Source organism: Roseibium sp. AWQ4_254 (assembly GCF_056161025.1).
Genome location: NZ_JBSWYH010000006.1, coordinates 122,508 through 141,396, shown reverse-complemented (window position 1 = coordinate 141,396; position 18,889 = coordinate 122,508). Strand labels below are relative to the sequence as shown.

General features: G+C 60.6%; 16 protein-coding genes. 4 read left to right on the top strand and 12 right to left on the bottom strand.

The genetic code is table 11. The features are described from left to right. Positions 1 to 121: 121 nt before the first annotated feature. Positions 122 to 805: a fumarylacetoacetate hydrolase family protein gene (locus tag ACXAIC_RS06440; RefSeq protein ID WP_475174864.1), complete on the bottom strand. Its 684-nt coding sequence runs from the start codon at positions 803 to 805 to the stop codon at positions 122 to 124. Continuing rightward, entirely contained in the window at positions 802 to 1,902 is a 1,101-nt protein-coding gene (ychF, locus tag ACXAIC_RS06435; RefSeq protein WP_475174862.1) for a redox-regulated ATPase YchF, read from the bottom strand. Before ychF ends, ACXAIC_RS06440 begins: the two co-directional genes overlap by 4 nt. Before the next feature lie 279 nt (positions 1,903 to 2,181). Here ychF and ACXAIC_RS06430 point away from each other — a divergent pair, with 279 nt between their 5' ends. Together ACXAIC_RS06430 and ACXAIC_RS06425 are read left to right on the top strand one after the other, a co-directional pair. Beyond that, on the top strand, positions 2,182 to 3,822 hold the full coding sequence (locus ACXAIC_RS06430) for a DUF4384 domain-containing protein (RefSeq protein ID WP_475174859.1): 1,641 nt from the start codon (positions 2,182 to 2,184) through the stop codon (positions 3,820 to 3,822). Between the two features lie 20 nt (positions 3,823 to 3,842). Then, a complete protein-coding gene (locus ACXAIC_RS06425; RefSeq protein ID WP_475174858.1) occupies positions 3,843 to 4,463 on the top strand; it encodes an OmpA family protein in 621 nt (206 codons plus the stop codon). A gap of 54 nt (positions 4,464 to 4,517) precedes the next feature. On the opposite strand, the gene ACXAIC_RS06420 is transcribed toward ACXAIC_RS06425, so the two are convergent. From ACXAIC_RS06420 to ACXAIC_RS06405, 4 genes are all read right to left on the bottom strand, one after another. Continuing rightward, positions 4,518 to 5,534, bottom strand: coding sequence for a ribonuclease T2 family protein (locus ACXAIC_RS06420; RefSeq protein ID WP_475174855.1), 1,017 nt, complete (start codon positions 5,532 to 5,534; stop codon positions 4,518 to 4,520). Positions 5,535 to 5,774: 240 nt separating this feature from the next. Beyond that, positions 5,775 to 6,533 carry an aminoacyl-tRNA hydrolase gene (pth, locus tag ACXAIC_RS06415; RefSeq protein ID WP_475174853.1) on the bottom strand — a complete coding sequence of 253 codons (759 nt, stop codon included), beginning with the start codon at positions 6,531 to 6,533 and terminating at the stop codon, positions 5,775 to 5,777. Positions 6,534 to 6,639: 106 nt separating this feature from the next. Beyond that, positions 6,640 to 7,263, bottom strand: a complete 624-nt coding sequence (locus tag ACXAIC_RS06410; RefSeq protein WP_475174852.1) for a 50S ribosomal protein L25/general stress protein Ctc — start codon at positions 7,261 to 7,263, stop codon at positions 6,640 to 6,642. A 210-nt stretch (positions 7,264 to 7,473) separates the two neighbouring features. Continuing rightward, positions 7,474 to 8,124: an MOSC domain-containing protein gene (locus ACXAIC_RS06405; protein WP_475174849.1), complete on the bottom strand. Its 651-nt coding sequence runs from the start codon at positions 8,122 to 8,124 to the stop codon at positions 7,474 to 7,476. A 352-nt stretch (positions 8,125 to 8,476) separates the two neighbouring features. Here ACXAIC_RS06405 and ACXAIC_RS06400 point away from each other — a divergent pair, with 352 nt between their 5' ends. Further along, the gene (locus ACXAIC_RS06400) at positions 8,477 to 9,046 is read left to right on the top strand and encodes a hypothetical protein (RefSeq protein WP_475174848.1); all 570 of its coding nucleotides are present in this window, start codon (positions 8,477 to 8,479) and stop codon (positions 9,044 to 9,046) included. Between the two features lie 152 nt (positions 9,047 to 9,198). Continuing rightward, positions 9,199 to 11,325, top strand: coding sequence for a methyl-accepting chemotaxis protein (locus tag ACXAIC_RS06395; RefSeq protein ID WP_475174845.1), 2,127 nt, complete (start codon positions 9,199 to 9,201; stop codon positions 11,323 to 11,325). 81 nt (positions 11,326 to 11,406) lie between these two features. On the opposite strand, the gene ACXAIC_RS06390 is transcribed toward ACXAIC_RS06395, so the two are convergent. The 6 genes from ACXAIC_RS06390 to ACXAIC_RS06365 form a co-directional block, all read right to left on the bottom strand. Further along, positions 11,407 to 12,699 (bottom strand): amidohydrolase family protein, encoded by a 1,293-nt coding sequence (locus ACXAIC_RS06390; protein ID WP_475174843.1) that lies wholly within the window; start codon positions 12,697 to 12,699, stop codon positions 11,407 to 11,409. Between the two features lie 137 nt (positions 12,700 to 12,836). Further along, positions 12,837 to 13,781 carry an ABC transporter permease gene (locus ACXAIC_RS06385; protein WP_475174840.1) on the bottom strand — a complete coding sequence of 315 codons (945 nt, stop codon included), beginning with the start codon at positions 13,779 to 13,781 and terminating at the stop codon, positions 12,837 to 12,839. Then, positions 13,778 to 14,860: an ABC transporter permease gene (locus ACXAIC_RS06380; RefSeq protein WP_475174837.1), complete on the bottom strand. Its 1,083-nt coding sequence runs from the start codon at positions 14,858 to 14,860 to the stop codon at positions 13,778 to 13,780. Before ACXAIC_RS06380 ends, ACXAIC_RS06385 begins: the two co-directional genes overlap by 4 nt. Further along, the gene (locus ACXAIC_RS06375) at positions 14,857 to 16,470 is read right to left on the bottom strand and encodes an ABC transporter ATP-binding protein (RefSeq protein ID WP_475174834.1); all 1,614 of its coding nucleotides are present in this window, start codon (positions 16,468 to 16,470) and stop codon (positions 14,857 to 14,859) included. Before ACXAIC_RS06375 ends, ACXAIC_RS06380 begins: the two co-directional genes overlap by 4 nt. 101 nt (positions 16,471 to 16,571) lie before the next feature. Continuing rightward, on the bottom strand, positions 16,572 to 17,576 hold the full coding sequence (locus tag ACXAIC_RS06370) for a BMP family protein (protein WP_475174832.1): 1,005 nt from the start codon (positions 17,574 to 17,576) through the stop codon (positions 16,572 to 16,574). Positions 17,577 to 17,789: 213 nt separating this feature from the next. Beyond that, positions 17,790 to 18,722, bottom strand: a complete 933-nt coding sequence (locus tag ACXAIC_RS06365; RefSeq protein ID WP_475174830.1) for a ribose-phosphate pyrophosphokinase — start codon at positions 18,720 to 18,722, stop codon at positions 17,790 to 17,792. Between the last annotated feature and the right edge of the window lie 167 nt (positions 18,723 to 18,889).

Below are 18,889 nucleotides of genomic sequence, written 5' to 3'. Positions count from 1 at the left end.
CCATGGCCAAGGTTTGATCTCAAGGCAAGCTGATGGCGATCAACTGGCCTGTCAGGTCAAGCAAGCCCCGAAGGGCGCGCTTCGGGGACTTGGCTGTGTTCAAAAGGGATGAGAGGAGCTGTCAGGCAATTGTCACGGTGAGCGGCGGCAGTCCGGCCACACGGGCCACCATTGTGTCGCCGCGCTGCACGGGGCCAACCCCGGCAGGTGTGCCGGTCAGGATGACGTCGCCTGCGGCCAGCGCGAAATAGCTGGAGAGATATGCGATCATTTCCGGGACCTTCCAGATCATCTGGTTGAGGTCGCCTTGCTGGCGCAGGGTCTCATTGACGCTCAGCGTGACCTTGCCGCTGTCCAGGTGGCCGCAGCTGGCCACAGGCACCAGCGGGGAGATCGGGGCGGAGGCTTCGAAGGCCTTCGCGATTTCCCATGGGCGCCCCATCTTTTTGGCCGTTGCCTGAAGGTCGCGGCGGGTCATGTCGAGAGCCGTTCCGTAGCCAAAGACATGGTCAAGCGCCGTAGTGACTGAAATATCTGTCCCGCCGGATTTCAAGGCGACCGCCAGTTCCACCTCATGGTGCACATCCGCTGTTTGAGGCGGATAGGGGAAGATGCCTGAAGCGTCCAGATTGTCCGGGTTCTTCTGGAAGAAGAACGGCGGCTCCCGGTCCGGGTCATGGCCCATTTCCACCGCATGAGCCGCGTAATTGCGGCCAATGCAATAGACCCGGCGCACGGGAAAAAGATCTTCAGTGCCGGAGACCGGAAGGGCGGGGGTTTTCGGCTGCGGGATGACGTAGGTCATGTGTTGAACTTGAACAGCAGCACGTCGCCATCTTTGACCACATACTCCTTGCCTTCATCGCGAGCCTTGCCAGCTTCCTTGGCTCCAGTTTCACCGCCCAGGGACACATAATCGTCATAGGCAATCGTCTGGGCCCGGATGAAGCCCCGTTCGAAATCCGTGTGGATCACCCCGGCTGCGCCTGGCGCCTTGGTGCCGTCAGTGATTGTCCAGGCACGGGTTTCCTTCGGACCGGCGGTGAAATAGGTGATCAGGCCCAGAAGGTCATAGCCGGCACGGATCATCCGGTCGAGGCCGGGTTCTTCCAGGCCGATGGTCTCCAGAAACTCGTCCTGCTCTTCCTTGTCGAGCTGGGAGATTTCCGCTTCGATGGCTGCGGAAATGACCGCGGCGACCGCGCCTTCCGCCTTGGCCCGTTCGGCCACCTTGGCCGACAGGGCATTGCCGTCGGCAGCCGAGGCTTCATCCACGTTGCAGACATAAAGGACGGGTTTGGAGGTCAGGAGATTGAGGCCCTTGAGAAGCTTGGCTTCTTCCGCGTCGGCCACCTCCAGCATTCGCGCCGGTTTGCCGTCCTGCAGAAGGGCCAGGGCGGCTTCCATGATCGGCAGCAGCACCTTGGCTTCCTTGTCGCCGCCGGTGGCCTTTTTCTTCAAGGGCGCAATCCGGCGCTCCAGGCTTTCCATGTCGGCGACCATCAGCTCGGTCTCGACGGTTTCCGCATCGGCCAGCGGGTCAATGGCCCCGTCCACATGGGTGATATCGTCATCTTCAAAGCAGCGCAGCACATGGGCAATCGCGTCGACTTCGCGGATATTGGCCAGGAACTGGTTGCCGAGGCCTTCGCCCTTGGAGGCGCCGCGTACCAGTCCGGCAATGTCAACAAAGGTGATCCGGGTCGGAATGACTTCCTTGGACTGGGCCACGTCCCGGATGGCGTAAAGGCGCGGATCGGGAACAGCGACTTCACCGGTATTCGGTTCAATGGTGCAGAACGGATAGTTGGCGGCCTGTGCCGCAGCCGTCTTGGTGAGCGCGTTGAAGAGCGTGGACTTGCCGACATTCGGCAGGCCGACAATACCGCACTGGAAACCCATGGGCGTTCGCTTTCGGTTTGTATCTGAAACTGTTGGCGCTACATGCCCGAGGCCGGGACCAAGGTCAAGGTTTGGTGCAGCGAAACTCTTGTTGAGATGGCCTTGGGCATCGGCGCCTGCTTGTGAGAGCTGCCACGGCAGGTTGCATCTGTATTTCTGCGGAAAATCGTGCACTATGGTCAGGTTGCTTGAGAAGATGTGTTTAGACAATTTGAGGATGGCATGGGGCGTGAACGGGGTCTGCAATCTGCCTTGAAATCTTTCCGGAGCGCGGGGCAGATGAAAAAAGCGCTGTTCCTGCTGCCTTTGATAATCCTGTTTGCGACGATAGAAAGAGGGGCCGCGCAGGACTTCGACCCAAGCGAGCTGACCGGACTCTACGGTCTCGACAGCATCGATCCGGCTTTGCTGGGCGGGCTCAGCACCCGTCAGGTCACCCGGGCCTATATTCCCGATGCGATTGATCTGTCGCCTTTGATGCCGCCGCCTTTGCAGCAGATCCATGGCAGCTGCGTGTCCTATGCCATTGGCTATGCGCTCAGAGGCTATTATGCGGCGCTGGAAAGCGGCAGCGCGCCTGGCCATGTCAATCACACGCCGAGCCCGGCTTTTCTGCATTCGCGCATCCGCAACAGGGCGGACCGCTGTGAAAACAGCGGTAGTCATCCGTTTCACGCTTTAAAGTATTTTGTGAATGCCAGCGTGCCGGACCGGCAGACCGTACCCGAACAGGCCATGTGTACCGGGGCGGCGGAACAGGCGCAGCCCATGGCCGGACGCTTCCGCATCAACCGCTTCGATGCGCTTTATGAGGTGCTGCTTTACAAACGCCGCGCAACCAGCAGGCATCTGGATGCCATCAAGCAGCAACTTGCGGCGGGCCATCCGGTCACGGCGGGGTTCGAACTCTACGCGGCCGGGTCAACCGCGTCCGGCCAGAGCGGGTCCGGACTGCAATATTTGCAGTCGGGTGAAATCTATCAGGGCTCACTGGCGCCGCATGGTCCGAGTGTCGGCAATCACCAGATGGTCTTTATCGGCTATGACGAACGCCGCCAGGCCTTTCTGGTGCAGAATTCCTGGGGCCCGTTCTGGGCCGGGGACGGCCGCGGCTGGATCAGCTATCAGGCGGCAAGGCAGGACATGCGCAATGCCTATGTGATGCGCACCCGGTTCCAGCCGCCAAGGCCCGTGCCGGGCATGGGGCGGACCGGCCGGGAGAGCGATGTGGCCGTGCCCGGAGACACCTGCAGCAAGGTCTATGTGAAGGGTACTGCGGCCGGAGGGGTGCCGCTGCTGGCCGGATTTGTCAGCAGTCCGGCGGCACTGGCGGCTCTGACAGAAAAGCTTGATGCGCGCATCACCAGTGAAATCGACATACGCCCCTGGCCGGTCTGTGAGGTTCTGAAAACCCTCGACCCGCTGCTGGCGGCGCCGTCCCGGCCGGAGATCCGCATGCTGGGTGGCAATACACGCCTGCGCTATGGGGATTCGCTGGCCTTCCGGGTGACGGCGCCCGGCTATGCGTCCTTCCTCTATATCGTCTATCTGCAGGCCGATGGCACGGTGGTTAATCTGTTGCCAAGGCGGGGGCCGCTCCGGGAGCAGGCCAGGGCCGGTGAAGCGTTTCTTTACGGGGACGGGCGCCAGGGCCGGCGCAAGTTTACCGTCAGTCCGCCGGCCGGAACCGAAGCAATTGTGGTGATTGCGGCGCGCAGTCCGCTCCGCCAGCTGGAAGACCTTGAAGACCTAAATGGCGGCCAGTTTCAACTGCCCGCCGGTGCGCAAGGCGCAGACGGTGGCGCCGATGACCGCGTTTTCCTGACGGCTTTGAGGGCCGGAATGGCCGAGCAGCCGGACAGGCAGAGCCTGCCCAGGGACATGTCGGCGGCGGTCTTGCATGTGACGATTGAAGAATGATCCGGGCAAAGGGGAGACTTATGGGCAAACTCTTGACGGGGAAGATCAGGACAGCGGCCTTGCCGTCAAGCCTGAGGGGCTGGCTTTGCACCCTTCTGGTGGCGGGAGGACTGGCAGTTGTTTCCACCTCTTCAGAGCTGGCGGCGCAGACTGTCACCAGCGAGCAGATTGTCGAAGCCCTGCTGCCCAAATCCGCAGAACCGGCTGTCCGGTCCTTCCGCCGCAAAGAGCCAGAGCCTCATCCTTACCGGGGGATCAGCGTCGAGGGCGAATTGCCGCCGGAAGTGGAGTTGCCCCGGATCAATCTGACGGTCAATTTTGAATTTGATTCCGCATCCCTGACCAATGACGGTATCCTGACCCTTCAGGCGCTCGGCGTCGCGCTACAGGATCCGCGGCTCAGGAACATGCGGTTCCAGGTTGCAGGTCACACGGATCTGAGGGGCTCGGCCCAGTATAATCTCGACCTGTCCTTGCGGCGGGCACGGACCGTGGCCGATTTCCTGGCCGCCTTTTACGGGATTGCGCCGCAGCAGCTGTTCCCGGTCGGCTATGGCGAAAGCCGACCGGTGGACCCTTACAATCCGGCCAGTGGCCGCAACCGGCGTGTAGAGATCATCAACGTTCAGCCGCTGTCTTGACGGCGTCACGCCTGCCGCCGCCTGACCGGGCCGGGGCCTTGGAGGCCGGGCTGGCTATTGCAGCCCGGCAGGATCAACAATGCCGCGCTTGCAGCCCATCTTTTTCGGGGTCGCGGCCATCAGCAAATCACCTAGTTCGGACTGGGGCGTGATCTTGCCTTTCAGGCTGATCCAGATCTCGTTGACAAGCGTGCGGTTGCCATCGCGGCTGCACTTGATTTCAACCCGTTCGCCGGTTCCTGCGCCAAAAGACGCATCAAAAGCGGCCCGGATCTCCTCGCCGGTGATTTCCTCCCCCACATTGTTGAAGAAGAGATCGCCCACATCCGACTCGTTCACCAGCCGGGTGAGATAGAGCGTGTCATCATAATATTCGTCGGCGCCGCCCTCACCGAGATAGCAGGTGCCGTGTTTGATCCACTCATGGTGATGCAGAAAGCTGGCGGTCCCGGGCATGGCGGCGCTGAGTGCGTCGGCGGTCTCCGTGTCGATCTCCGGCGCAGGCAATTGCTGCCAGCTGTCCGGCGTGTCCAGCTGTTTCACGCTGTCCGGCACACCGCAATAGGCTTTGTTCCTGGGCTGGGGCCACAGGCCGTGGATGGACAGCTGGCCGGTTGTGTGGGGCAGAAGGCCGTTGTTCAGGTTCCGGCATTCGGTCTTGCCAGAGCGTATTTCACAAAAGGCGGGCTGCCAGCTCAAGGTGAGAAGATTGTCGACCGATTCCGGCCCGTCCTGCTCGACAAGGTCGTCCGTCGGAGGAGGCTGTCGTCCCTCTCCAGTGCCGGCTGCGACTGCGTGCAGGCCACAGGCGGTGGAGACCCAGCGGGATGTGGTGACCGGAGCGTCTTCGATCAGCACCTGGAAATAATCCCCGCCCTCCTTATTGATGCCGAGCATCGGATAGGCCCTGTGTGGCACGGTGGTGATGCTGCCGGGGTTGGTCTGCCGGTTCTTGCTTTGATAGGCCTCGCAGGTGTCTTCGGCGATGAAATAGCCCTCCAGCTTGACAAATGCAGCGGCTGGATAGGTGAAAGACATTGAAACAAAGAAGGAAAAAAGAAAAAAGCGCATCAGTTTTCTCTCCAGAGAAAGAGGGAGACGGTCCAACCGTGACGCCACGGGATGACGATTTTATGACGCGAGCCAGGCTAATTATTCGTGCCTAGATTGTGTTTTGGTTGAGGCGGAGCTCCGCTGGCGCTTGCGCCTCTGAGCAGATTGTGTCGTTCAGGATGTGCCTTTCTCGGCCTGAAATCAAAGACTTCAATGCTCAACACACACTGGTTTGAAATCACATGAACACGTCAGGCTTTAGTCACCGCCCAGAAGCTTTTTGAGCATATCGGCCATGGGGCCGGATTTGGGCAGTTTGGCTGTTTTCGATTGCCGGGCCTGGCGGATATGGCTTTGACCCTTGGGCTTGGAGGCCGGTTTGTCTGCTTTCGCCACAGCTTGCCTGTCCTTGTGGGCAGGGGGCTTGTCCTTGCGCTGCGCTTTGCCCGGATCCAGGGCCAGAGTCAGTTTGTTGGCGAACTGGCTGTCCTTGCCATCGGCCAGAAGCTCCGCATGGTCCGCAATCTGGGTGAGCAGCGGGTCCAGCCAGTCCCGGTCTGCCTTGGCAAAGTCGCCGAGCACATAATTTGCGACGACCTTCTTGTCCCCAGGATGGCCGATGCCAAGACGCAGGCGGCGGTAGTCTGCGCCGATATGGTCGGTCATGGAGCGCAGGCCATTGTGGCCGCCATGGCCGCCGCCCTTTTTCATGCGGAATTTGGCAGGCGGCAGGTCCAGTTCGTCATAGAGAACGATAATGTCTTCCGGCTCCAGCTTGTAGAACCGCTGCGCTTCGCCGACCGCGCGGCCGGACTCGTTCATATAGGTGGAGGGTTTGAGCAGCAGCACTTTCCCGCTGCCCAGCCGGCCTTCGGAAACCTGACCCTGAAACCGGGCCCGCCAGGGCTGGAAGGAGGAATGGCGCCGGTGGATCTCATCGACGGCCATGAAGCCGATATTATGCCGGTTGCCTTCGTATTTCGCGCCCGGGTTTCCAAGGCCGACGATCAGTTTCATGGCACACCCTTCTTCTCACCACCGGATATGAAAAAGCAGCCGGAACCGGCTGCTCGGGACTGGAGGCGTCGGCCGCCTCCAATCAGAGTGTCGGAAACAGCAGAGCTTATTCGCTGGCTGCTTCTTCGCCGTCTTCGGACGCTTCGTCGTCGGTGTCCTTCATGCCGGCCGGGGCCGCGATGGTCGCGATGGTGAAGTCGCGGTCCGTGATCGTCGGCTGGCAGCCTTCCGGCAGTTTCACAGCGGAAATGTGCAGGCTGTCGCCCGGCTGTGCCTTCGCAAGGTCAAGCTCGAGAGCTTCCGGGATGTTGTCGGCCGGAACGGTCATTTCAACCGTGTGGCGCACAACGTTCAGAACGCCGCCCTTCTTGATGCCCGGGCAGGTTTCTTCGTTGAGGAAGTGCACCGGAACTTCGAGGGTGAGCGTCGCGCCTTTGGCAACGCGCAGGAAATCGACATGCAGGACATCATCGCGCACCGGGTGCAGCTGGAAGTCCTTGGCGATGACCTGGTGTTTTTCACCGTCGACATCGATCACGCCGATATGGGTCAGGAAGCCGCCCTTATGCAGGGTGATGGTGGTTTCCTTCACCGGAATGGTGATCGGCAAAGCGGGTTTCTTGTCGCCGTAGATCACGGCAGGAAGAAGGCCTTCGCGACGCAGTGCCCGTGCGGCCCCCTTGCCCACCCGGTCCCGTGCCGACGCCTTCAGCTCATAGCTGGCAGCCATGGCAAAACTCCTTGAGTGTATGGTAACGGACCGGCGAACCAGCGTCTTAAAGCGATGCAAAGTGTCCGGGATCGGTCCAGAAGCGCCTCCTCCAGGGGTGCAGGCGCGAGCGCGCGTATACCTGAAAAGCCCCGGGGATGCAAGCGTCCGCCCGTTTTTGACTGTGCGGGGTGGGGCGAGGGGGGATATCTGTCAGCGGGCGGTGGCCTGTCAGAGCCTGGCCTTCTTGGCAAAGGAAGCACGCCAGGGTTCTGCCAGTACATCGAGACCGGCAAGGGCCTTTGCGGTTGCAACATCCAGTTTGGGATTGAACCTCGCCAGGATTACCTCGTCAAGAGGCCAGCAGGGGCAGGGGCGCTCGACAAGTTCCAGTGTGTCTCCGGCCTGGAGCCGACCGGTTTCAAGGATGCGGACATACCAGCCGGTTTTGCCGGTTTTTTGAAACGCGGCCGCCATGGCCGGATTGCCGGTGTGCAGGTTGAGTTTCCAGCAAGGCTGTCGCCCCTGGGAAATCTGCAGGCGGACCGGGCCGGCTGCCAGGATGTCGCCAATACAAAAGCTGCCTTCCGTTGCTCCGCTGAGCGACAGGTTCTCCCCGAAACCGCCTGGCTGGAAGATGTCCGCAAAACCGGGAAAGGCCTTGCGCCAGTCTTCATAATGCTCCGAAGCATATAAGTGCAGAGCTTTGTCCGGGCCGCCATGAACTTCAAGATCAGCTTGACGGTCGCCTTCCAATCCTTCCCGGGACAGAGCCACCGTCCCCGGAACGCGGCTCTTGCGGATTGCTGACGGAGCCTTGTCCGCCCAGCGGTGTTCCGGTGTGCCTCGATAAAGATCAAGAATGTGGGCGGTTGCGGTCAATTTAGGTGTCCTTGCCTATCCGGGAGCGGGCGGCGGAAAATGTGCCGGACAGGCCCTTGTGCTTCTTCTGTGCCGTGCAGGCCTAAGAGCGCCAAGCATTTGCCTTCGCAGCTGAATTCGAAATACCGCAAAATCGAGGCGTCATGCAACAAATTTTGGCTAGGGACTGTCCTATTGCAATGCGGAATTTCTGATTAATAGAAGTATAAATTTGATTTCTGTTGTAAAAAATAACAATATTTTCAATCTATGCATGCAAAAAAATATAGATATATCACTTAATTATTTTCTTATACATATAATTTTAATTGGATTTGTCCACTGTTGTCGAGGAGAAACTTGGGAGTAAGGAATGAAACGCTTTTTTTACACTACTGCAGCGGTTCTCTTGTTTGCCGGTGCAGCATCAGCAAATGAGTTTGAAGCCGAGCTGAAGACACTTGCATCAGAGCGCATTGCCGAAATCGCTTCTTCTGCAGAAGTGGTTGCTGCTGTGAAAGCACAAAATGGTGAAACCGGCTCTTATGATCAGGCGAAGATCGACGAGCTGGACAAGGCGTGGCGCGCGGAAGCAGAAGCGGTCGATCAGCCGATGATCGATGCCATTCTGGAAAAGCCACTTTCGGTTTACCTTGCTGACATTCAGGAAGGCAGCGACGGTCTGTTCACGGAAATCTTTGTCATGGATGGCAAGGGGCTGAATGTGGGCCAGAGTGACGTAACTTCCGACTACTGGCAGGGCGATGAAGCCAAGTGGCAGAAAACCTATTCTGTCGGCAAAGGCTCGGTTCATGTGAGCGACCTGGAAGAAGATGAGAGCAGCCAGACCTTGCAAAGCCAGGTCAGTGTTCCGGTTGTTGACCCGGACAGCGGGGAAGCTATCGGGGCGGTCACGTTCGGTGTAAACGTCGAAAACCTCTGAGAGCGCCCGGGCGGGAAGGAGGCGCGCCTTCCCGCTCTGACGCGTGGTGCGGTCATGCGCACCGAAAATTGTCTACCATTTTGAACTTGATCAACGAGATGGTGGTCAACCGGATCCGGTTGAACATCCGTTGGTCTCATCAGGAGACGGCTGTGAAAGTTGCGGCGAAACTTCCTGCGCTTGTGCTTGGCATAGCGCTTTTGTGTTCAGCTGGCGTGGGGGTTGCCAGTTATGTGTCCGGGGCGAACACTGTTCGCGGGCAGGCGGAACAACGGCTGATGGCGCTTGCGGAAAGCCGCAGGGACAGCCTGATCGATTTTTATCAAGGTAAACTGAAAACGCTTGAAGGACATGGCCAGGGCAAGACGCTGCGGGCAGCCTACAGCGCGTTCGACTCAGCCTGGAAGAAATACAAGGACAAGGCGTCAGCAACGCTGACGAAGATCTATGTCACCGACAACCCGCATCCCGAAGCGGAGCGGGATCAGCTCGTGAAAGCGGGCCGCAAGCCTTATGACAAGGCCCATGCGAAACATCACACACCTCTGCGCGACTTTGCAGATGCCAATGGCCTTCCCGACCTGCTCCTGGTGAATCTGGACGGGGACGTCATCTATACGGCCCGGAAGATGGGGGACTTCGGGGTCAATCTGAAAGAAGCTACCTGGCAGCAAACGCCGCTCGGACTGGCCTATGACAAGATTGTGGCCGGTCAGGACGCAACAGTCCTGTCTTATGATCCGGTGCCCTATGCGGCCAAGAACGGCCAGCCGACAGGCTTTCTCGCAGCGCCGATCCTGGTCGGGAAAAAGACCATCGGCATGGTGGTTTATGAAGCCCCTACGGACCAGATCACGACATTGCTTGGCAAGTTTGCAGGCCTTGGAGAGACCGGAGACAGCTTTCTGATCAACCAGAAAGGACTGGTTCAAAATGACAGTTTGCGCACGGCGGACACCTCTGAGCTCCTGAGCGATCAATATACAGGGCCGGAAGTCACGGCGGCCCTCGGAGGCAGCAAAACCTTCACGCGCCTTGCGGATTTCAAGGGCCGTGATGTGTTCGCGGCCATCGTGCCGCTCGCCGCGCTTGGCAACCAATATGTCATGGTGGTGGTTCAGGATGCCGCAGAGGTGCTGGCGCCGCTCGCCTCCTTGCGGTTCTGGATCTTTTTCATTGCGATTGTGTGCGCCATTGTCGCCTGCCTGTTCGGCCTGCTGATGGCGCGGAACCTGTCCGGGCGGATTTCGACCTTGAGCCAGGTCATGAATGTGCTTGCCAGTGGTGATACCAGTGTCGAGCTTGAAGAGCAGTCCGGCAAGGATGAGATCACCGAAATGGCAGCCTCTGTCAGTGTGTTCCGCGACAATGCGGTGGAGCGGGAGCGGCTGGAACAGGAGCAGCGGGAAGCCGCTTTGACGCAGGAGCAGCAAGCCGAAGCCGTCACTGCGTTGATTGCCGACTTCCGGCAGGAAGTCACCCAGATGCTGGATGCGGTCTATTCGAACAGCGAACAGATGCGGGAAGCTGCGCAGGATCTCAACAGCGTTGCGGATGAGACGGCGGGCGAAGCGACCAGTGCATCCGATGCCTCCGGCACCGCCTCCACCAATGTTCAGACTGTGGCGTCGGCGTCTGAAGAACTGTCTGCCTCGATCCATGAGATCCGGCGGCAGGTGGATGCGACCACGGAGATCGTGCGCAGCGGCAGCGAAGCGGCGCAGCAGACCAATGCCAAGATCGAAGGGCTGGCGGAAGCGGCCCAGCAGATCGGTGATGTGGTCAGCATGATTTCCGCCATTGCCGAGCAGACCAACCTGCTGGCCTTGAACGCAACCATTGAGGCGGCCAGGGCCGGAGAAGCCGGACGCGGGTTCGCGGTTGTGGCTTCGGAAGTCAAGGAGCTGGCGACACAGACCGCCAAGGCGACCGAAGAGATCGAAAGTCAGATCTCTGAGGTTCAGTCAGCCACCAAAGAGGCGGTGAACGCGATTGCCGGTATCACCGAAACCATGAGCCAAGTGGATCAATATACCGGAACCATCGCCGCGGCGGTCGAACAGCAGGGCGCGGCAACAAACGAGATTTCCGGCAATGTTCAGGAAGCGGCCAGGGGCACGCAAAGCGTGGCACAGACGATTGTTTCAATCTCTGAAAAAGCGCGGGTCACCAGCTCCTCGGCCACTCAGGTCCTTGATGCTTCGACGGATGTGAATGAGCGGACCACGGAATTGCGGGAACGTGTCGACCGGTTCCTGAACGCTGTGGCCAGCGCCTGACGGCAAGGGATCAGAAGATACCGGAATATAAGGGCAGCGGTTCAGCCGCTGCCCTTTTTTGCGCCCGGTTGATGGCAGGTGTCAGCCTTCGTTGGGGGCGTAGCTGCTGGGATCGACGCTCGCAGGCCTTCCCTCCAGGGCCAGCCGGGTCTGCCTGGGAGGCGCCTTTGCGATCACCTTGCCCGCCTTGACGACGCTCAGCCGCGTGGCTTTCAGGCGGATGGCTTCGATCGTATTGCGGGCCTGCAGCAAAACGAAGTCGGCCTTGCAGCCTTTTGCGAGGCCATAGCCCTCCAGCCCCATGGCCTTTGCCGGGTTGGCCGTCACGCAGTCATAGCAGTAGCGGATCTCGGCGCGGCTAGTCATTTGCGCCACGTGAAGGCCCATGGAGGCGACGTCCAGCATGTCGCCGGAGCCCATAGAATACCAGGGGTCCATCATGCAATCGTGGCCAAAAGCGACATTGATGCCATAGGCGCGCAGTTCCGGTACCCGGGTCTGGCCCCGGCGCTTGGGATAGGTGTCGTGGCGCCCTTGCAGCGTGATGTTGATCAAGGGGTTGGCAATGGCATGAATGCCGGCTTCGGCAATCAGCGGCAGCAGTTTGGACACATAGTAATTGTCCATGGAATGCATGGAGGTCAGGTGCGAGCCGGCCACGCGGTCCTCCAGGCCGAGACGCCGGGTGTGATAGGCAAGGGTCTCGATGTGGCGCGACATAGGATCGTCCGTCTCGTCGCAATGCATGTCGACCCTGAGGCCGCGTTCGGCGGCAATTTCGCACAGCCTGGCGACCGACCGGGCCCCGTCTTCCATGGTGCGCTCGAAATGGGGAATGCCGCCGACAATATCGACACCCATATCGAGGGCGGTCAGAAGGTTCTTTTCCGCGTTCGGCGAACGGTAGAGCCCATCCTGGGGGAAGGCGACCAGTTGCAGGTCGATATAGTCCTTGACCTGGTCACGCACTTCCAGAAGGCCCTTGACGCCGGTCAACCGGTCGTCACAGACATCCACATGGCTGCGGATGGCGAGAAGCCCCTGGGAAACAGCCAGGTCGCAATATCTCAGCGCCCGCTCCACGACCGCCTCGACCGTCAGGATGTCCTTCAGCTCGCCCCAAAGGGCTATGCCCTCCAGCAGGGTGCCGCTTGTGTTCATGCGCGGCAGGCCAAGGGAAAGCGTTGCATCCATGTGGAAATGGCTATCGACAAAGGGCGGTGACACCAGTTGGCCGCCAGCGTCGATCCGTGTCCCGGCTTCGGCCGTAATTCCGGCCTCGGCGGCCTCGATCCGACCGTTCCGGCAGGCAATGTCGATGCCGGTCCGGCCATCGGGCAGAGTTGCGTTTTTGACAATCAGATCAAAGCTCATAAAGCCCTCTTTCTAAACAGCTCCAAAGCCGGAGGGTTGGATAAGTCCGGTGCGAGCCTGGACAGAGACATGTTGCAACGGGTTGTTTTCATGCAAGTTCCAGCGCAAGGCCGGTGTTCTCCTTGGGTGGAATTCCTCTAGCGCTGTCCCTTGAAATAGGGCACCAGCAGCGCGCGCGGATAGTCCGCCCGGCGGGCAACGACAATAAGGGCCGCGATGGACAGAAGATAGGGCATCATCAGGAACACCTGCCCGGGGATAACGCTGCCGATCTCGGTCTGGAGACGGACCTGAAAGGCGTCGAAGGCCCCGAAAAGGATCGCGCCAATCAGAGCCTTGCCCGGCCGCCAGGAGGCAAACACCGTCAGGGCGATGCAGATCCAGCCCCGGCCATTGACCATGCCGAAAAAGAACGCGTCAAAGGCGGACATGGTCAGGAATGCGCCACCCAGAGCCATGATCGCGGATCCCGCCACCACCGCGCCCATGCGGAGGGCATAGACGGACAGGCCCTGGGAGGCCACGGCAGCCGGATTGTCGCCAACCGCCTGAATGGCGAGGCCAAGGGGCGTGCGGTAGAGCACATAGGCGGCGGCCAGCACCAGGGCGAGGGCCAGAAAGGTGAGGGGCGTTTGCTGGAACAGGGCCGGGCCGAGAAAGGGCAGATCGCTTAGAACGGGAATGTCCAGCGGCTGGAAAGCCTCGATCCGGGGCGGGGAGGACACATCCGGCAGGGCCGTGCGGTAGATGAAATAGCTCGCCGATGTGGCAAGCAGCGTTACGCCGATGCCGGACACATGCTGGGACAGGCCAAGCGGTACGGTCAGGATCGCATGGATCAGACCGAACAGCCCACCGGCGCAGGCGGCCACCAGAACGCCGCCCCACAGCCCGGCGCCGAGCCAGACTGCCATCCAGCCCGCCATGGCGCCGGCGGTGAAAATGCCCTCAATGCCAAGATTAAGCACCCCGGCACGTTCGCAGATCAGGGCGCCGATAACGCCGAAGATCAGCGGTGTGGCAATGCGCAGGGCTGCCGCCCAGAAATTCGCGGACAGGAGAATGTCGAGGATCTCGGTCATTGGGCAGCTCCTTTTGCTCCGGGCGCTCCGACAATGCGGATCTTGAACCTCAAGAACAGGCCGGAGACGAGCACACACAGGAGCGCCATGGCGACGATCAGGTCTGCTAGATAGTTGGAGACGCCCGTGGCGCGGGACATGGAATCGGCGCCGACAAAAATGCTGGCAATGAAGAGGGCGGCGAACACCACTCCGATGGGGGACAGACCCGCCAGCATGGCGACCACAATGCCTGAATAGCCGAAGCCGGGGGACAGATCTGCCGTAAGATACCCTTTGAGCCCTGCGACCTCGCCGACACCGGCCAGTCCGGCAAGCGCCCCGGACAGGAGCCCCACACGGATGAAGGTGGCCGTGACGGGTAGGCCCGCATGGCGTGCGGCAGGTGCATTCTCGCCGACGGCCCGGATTTCAAAGCCCCAAACCGTGCGTTTGAGTAGAAAATAGACACCGAGCGATGCGGCCAGCGCAATCAGCAGTCCGGCATGAATGCGCATGCGGTCCATGAGTTTGGGCAGCGCCGCCTGATCCAGGATCGGTTCCGATTGCGGCCAGCCCATGCCCATCGGGTCTTTCATGGGACCTTCCAGCATCATCTGCACAAATAGAAGGATCACAAAGTTCAGCAGCAGCGTCGTGACGACCTCATCAACGCCGAGCCGGGTTTTCAAAAGTGTCGGGCCGAGCATCACCAGCCCGCCCGCCAGAGCCCCGGCCAGAACAACGAGCGGGATCAGCACATAGGACGGGCCGGATACCAGACCAGTGCCAACTGCGACAGCGGCCAGGGCCCCGGCATAGAGCTGGCCCTCAGCACCGATATTCCACAATCTGGCCCGGAAGGCGACGGCTGCGGCAAGGCCGGTCAGGATCAGCGGGGTGGCCCGGGTCAGCATCTCGGTGAAAGCAAAGAGCGAGCCGAAGGCGCCAGTGACCATCAGGCCATAGGCACTAACCACTGAGAGGCCCGCAAAGGCCATTGGAATGGCGGCCAGCACCAGCGCGGCCAGAGCAGCGGCAAGCGAGACCAGCAGCATGCGGGAGACGGGAACCGGGCCTCTGGGTTCGAACCGGATCATGCGGCGTCCCTTCCATTCTGCCCGGCCATGCGCAGCCCGAGCGTGCCGCGGTCCAGGGTTTCGGTGGTGTCTGCCGGGGAGAGGCGGCCCCGGTGAATGACGGCGATACGGTCTGACAGGCGCATGAGTTCGTCGAGATCTTCAGAAATCAGCAGGATCCCGGCGCCGCGTTTGCGGGCGGCCAGAAGGCGTTTGTGGACATCGGAGGTCGCGCCGACATCGAGGCCCCGGGAAGGCTGGGCGGCCAAAACCACCAGGGGGTCCCGGTCCAGGGTCCGCGCCAGCACGATTTTCTGGATATTGCCGCCGGACAGTAGCCGGGCGGGGCTGTCTTCCCCCTGACAGCGGATGTCATAGGCCTCGATCAGGCGCCGGGCGCGGGCGCGCATGGTGGCAAAGCGCAACAGGCCAAAGCGCTGGGTCTCCGGCTTGCGCAAGGCTTCAATCGCCAGGTTCTCCGACACGCTCATGGCGCCGACAATGCCGTCATGGTGGCGGTCTTCGGGAATGCGGGCGAGGCCACAGTCGATCATCGTACGGGCATTGGCTCCGGTCCTTGAGGTGCCGTCCAGTGTCATCGTGCCGGAGGTGACCGGTTCCAGTCCTGACAGCACCCGTGCCAAAGTGGTCTGGCCGTTGCCGGAGACCCCGGCAATACCGAGAATTTCGCCAGCATGAAGGTTCAGATCTATCGCTTGCAGCGCATCGCGGCCGCTCCCGGCACACACCTTGTCGAGCACAAGCAGCGGCGCCCCGGGGGCGCCGGGCTCGCGCACAGTTTCCACGATTGCGTGGCCCACCATGAGTTCGGCCAGTTTTCTGAGGTCGCACTCGGCGGTGGGTAGGTCGGCCACTTTCCGGCCGCCGCGCAGAACCGCGACGCGGTGGGAGGAGGCCATCACCTCGGCGAGCTTGTGTGAGATGAAAATGATACCAAGGCCATCTGCGGCCAGCTTGGTCAGGGTCTGGAACAGGGTGTCCGATTCTTGAGGCGTCAAGACAGCTGTGGGTTCGTCCAGAACCAGCACCTTGGCCTCCCGGTAAAGGGCTTTGAGGATTTCCACCCTCTGTTTCTCGCCAACGGAAAGCTCGGAGATCCGGGCGTCCAGCGGCACGGCGAGGCCCGAGCGGGTCATCAGGTTTTCCAGCTTGCGGCGGGCAGGGGATCGGGCGGAGGTGAGGGCGGACAGGCGCTCCGTGCCCAGAAGAATATTGTCGAGGGCGCTGAGGTTTTCGGCAAGCGTGAAATGCTGGTGCACCATGCCGATCCCGGCTGCCAGCGCAGCATGGGGCGAGCCCGGCTCAAGTTCGCTCAGGCCACCGGCACCGGGGGCGACCAGAACCCGGCCTTCATCGGCCACGTAATGGCCGAAGAGTATGTTCATCAAGGTGGTTTTGCCGGCGCCGTTTTCCCCCAGGAGTGCCAGGATCTCTCCGCGCTTCAGGGTTAGGGTCACATCGCCATTGGCCGTTAGGGCGCCGAAACGTTTTGTGATGCCGTCCAGCTTCAGAACGGTCTCCGCATCGCCGCGGGAGTTCGCTTGGGCGTGGGACGTTTTGTGAGGGGCACCCGCATCCGCTTGGGCGCCGGTTGTGTCGGGTCCCGTCATGCGGACCTCCAGAAAGGTTCGGAGCGCCGCTTGAGGCGGCGGAAAAAAACGGTCCGGCGGCTGAGAGGGTCAGCCGCCGGAGTGCCGGGCCGGGCCCGAATTTACATGGTCGACTTCGGTTCGCTGTCATTCACGTTGACGCGGAAAAGGCCATCCAGGATTTCCTGCTCCTTGGTCTTCGCTGCGGACACCGCGTCTGCCGGAGCCAGGGTCTCATCGACAACAAAGCTGCCGCCGCCATAGGACATGAAGCTGAAAGGACCGAAATCGGCCGGTTCGAAGGACTTGTCCTGAACGGCGGCTATGGCCCGGTCAATGGTCGGCTCCATGTGCCACAATGCGGAGGACAGGATGGTGCCTGGATAGTCGGCGGAGGTGTCGATGACGTTGCCGATGGCCAGAATGCCTTTTTCCTTGGCCGCATCAGAGACGCCGAACCGTTCCGCGTAGAGAATGTCGGCGCCCTTGTCGATCATGGCAAAGGCGGCTTCCTTGGCCTTGGGCGGGTCGTACCAGGAGTTGATGAAGGTCACGAGGAACTTCACATCCGGATTGACGGCGGTGGCCCCGTCCATGAACGCATTCATCAGCCGGTTGACTTCCGGGATCGCGTAGCCGCCGACCATGCCGATCACATTGGACTTGGTGCTGGCCCCGGCAATCATGCCGGAGAGATAGCTCGGCTCGTGAATCCAGTTGTCAAAGACGGAAAAATTCGGCTTGGCCGGTCCGAATGATGAGCCCATCAGGAAAGCGGTGTCAGGATATTCGGCGGCCACCTTGCGGGCCGCGCGCTCCACGGCAAAGGCTTCGCCGACAATCAGGTCCATGCCCTGTTCGGCATATTCGCGCATCACCCGTTCATAGTCGGTATTGGCGACATTTTCAGAGAAGGTGTAGGTGATGTCGCCGCGCTCCTGGGCGGTTTTGAGCGCCTTGTCGATCCGGCTGACCCATTGCTGTTCGACCGGAACGGTGTAGATGGCTGCGACCTTGAGCGGCTCTGCGGTGGCCGGTGTCAGCGACAGGCCTGTGGTGACTGTGACAGCCAGTGCGGCCGACAGCAGGGCCCTGCGGAGCCCGGAAAACGGTTTTGAATTGAGCATCTGAGTCCCCTGGAACAAGTTATGCATCAAAATTTGATCACATAATACGCATGCCCACAAGATGGGCATGGGGTCTCGGGTGCGGTTTTTTGAACAATTGGGAAAAATCTGGACAGGAGTTGTCCAGGAACCGGCGGGCAAGAGCTGTGCGCCGCGCTGCAAGGGATCTGGAAACGCCGGAAGCTCCGGCGTTTCCATGAGACCATGCCAGGATCAGTTGAACAGGCTCGAAACCGATTTTTCCAGAGCTGTGCGGTTGATCGCCTCGCCCATCAGCGGGGCGATGGAAATTGCGCGGATGTTGGTTGCGGCGGTGATTGCTGCGGTCGGCTCGATGGAATTCGTGATCACGAGTTCCTTCAGCTTGGAAGAGGTGACCCGGGCCACGGCCCCGCCGGACAGAACGCCGTGGGTGATATAGGCTGTCACCGATTCAGCGCCTTTAGCCAGCAGCGCCTCGGCGGCATTGCAGAGAGTGCCGCCGCTGTCGACAATGTCATCAACCAGAATACAGTCGAAGCCGTTCACATCCCCGATGATGTTCATGACTTCCGATTCTCCAGGCTTGTCACGGCGTTTGTCGACAATGGAGAGGGGGGCGTCGATCCGCTTGGCCAGGGCCCTTGCCCGAACCACACCGCCCACATCCGGGGAGACAACCATCACATTGTCGGTCGCATAGCGTTCCTTGATGTCGCGGGTCATGACCGGGGCGGCGAACAGATTGTCCGTCGGAATGTCGAAAAAACCCTGAATCTGACCGGCATGAAGGTCGAGCGTCAGGATTCGGTCGGCTCCGGCCTCGGTGATCAGATTGGCTACCAGTTTGGCGGAAATCGGGGTCCGGCCGGAGGCACGCCGGTCTTGGCGGGCATAGCCGAAATAGGGGATGACGGCCGTGATGCGGCGGGCGGAAGACCGCCGCAACGCGTCGATTATGATCAGCAGTTCCATCAGGTGGTCGTTTGCCGGATAGCTGGTCGGCTGCACAACGAAAACATCTTCGCCGCGCACGTTCTCCTGAATCTCTACGAAGATTTCCTGGTCGGCGAACCGCCGGACCTGGCATTTGGCCAGTGGAACATCCAGATAATTGGAAATTTCCTCAGCCAGGGCTCGGTTGGAATTGCCCGCGACGATCTTCATGAGCCGCAAGTCCCTTCTGGTGCGACGCCGGTGTGCAGGCAAGAGGCGCTGCAAACACGCGGAAAAGGCCTAGGTCGTGTCGAGTGCCGGAAGCGGAGAGTCGCGTGCAACCCCCAGCAGGCGGCGGCGTTGTAACAATCAAGCAACCGGACCACAACAGGAGATAG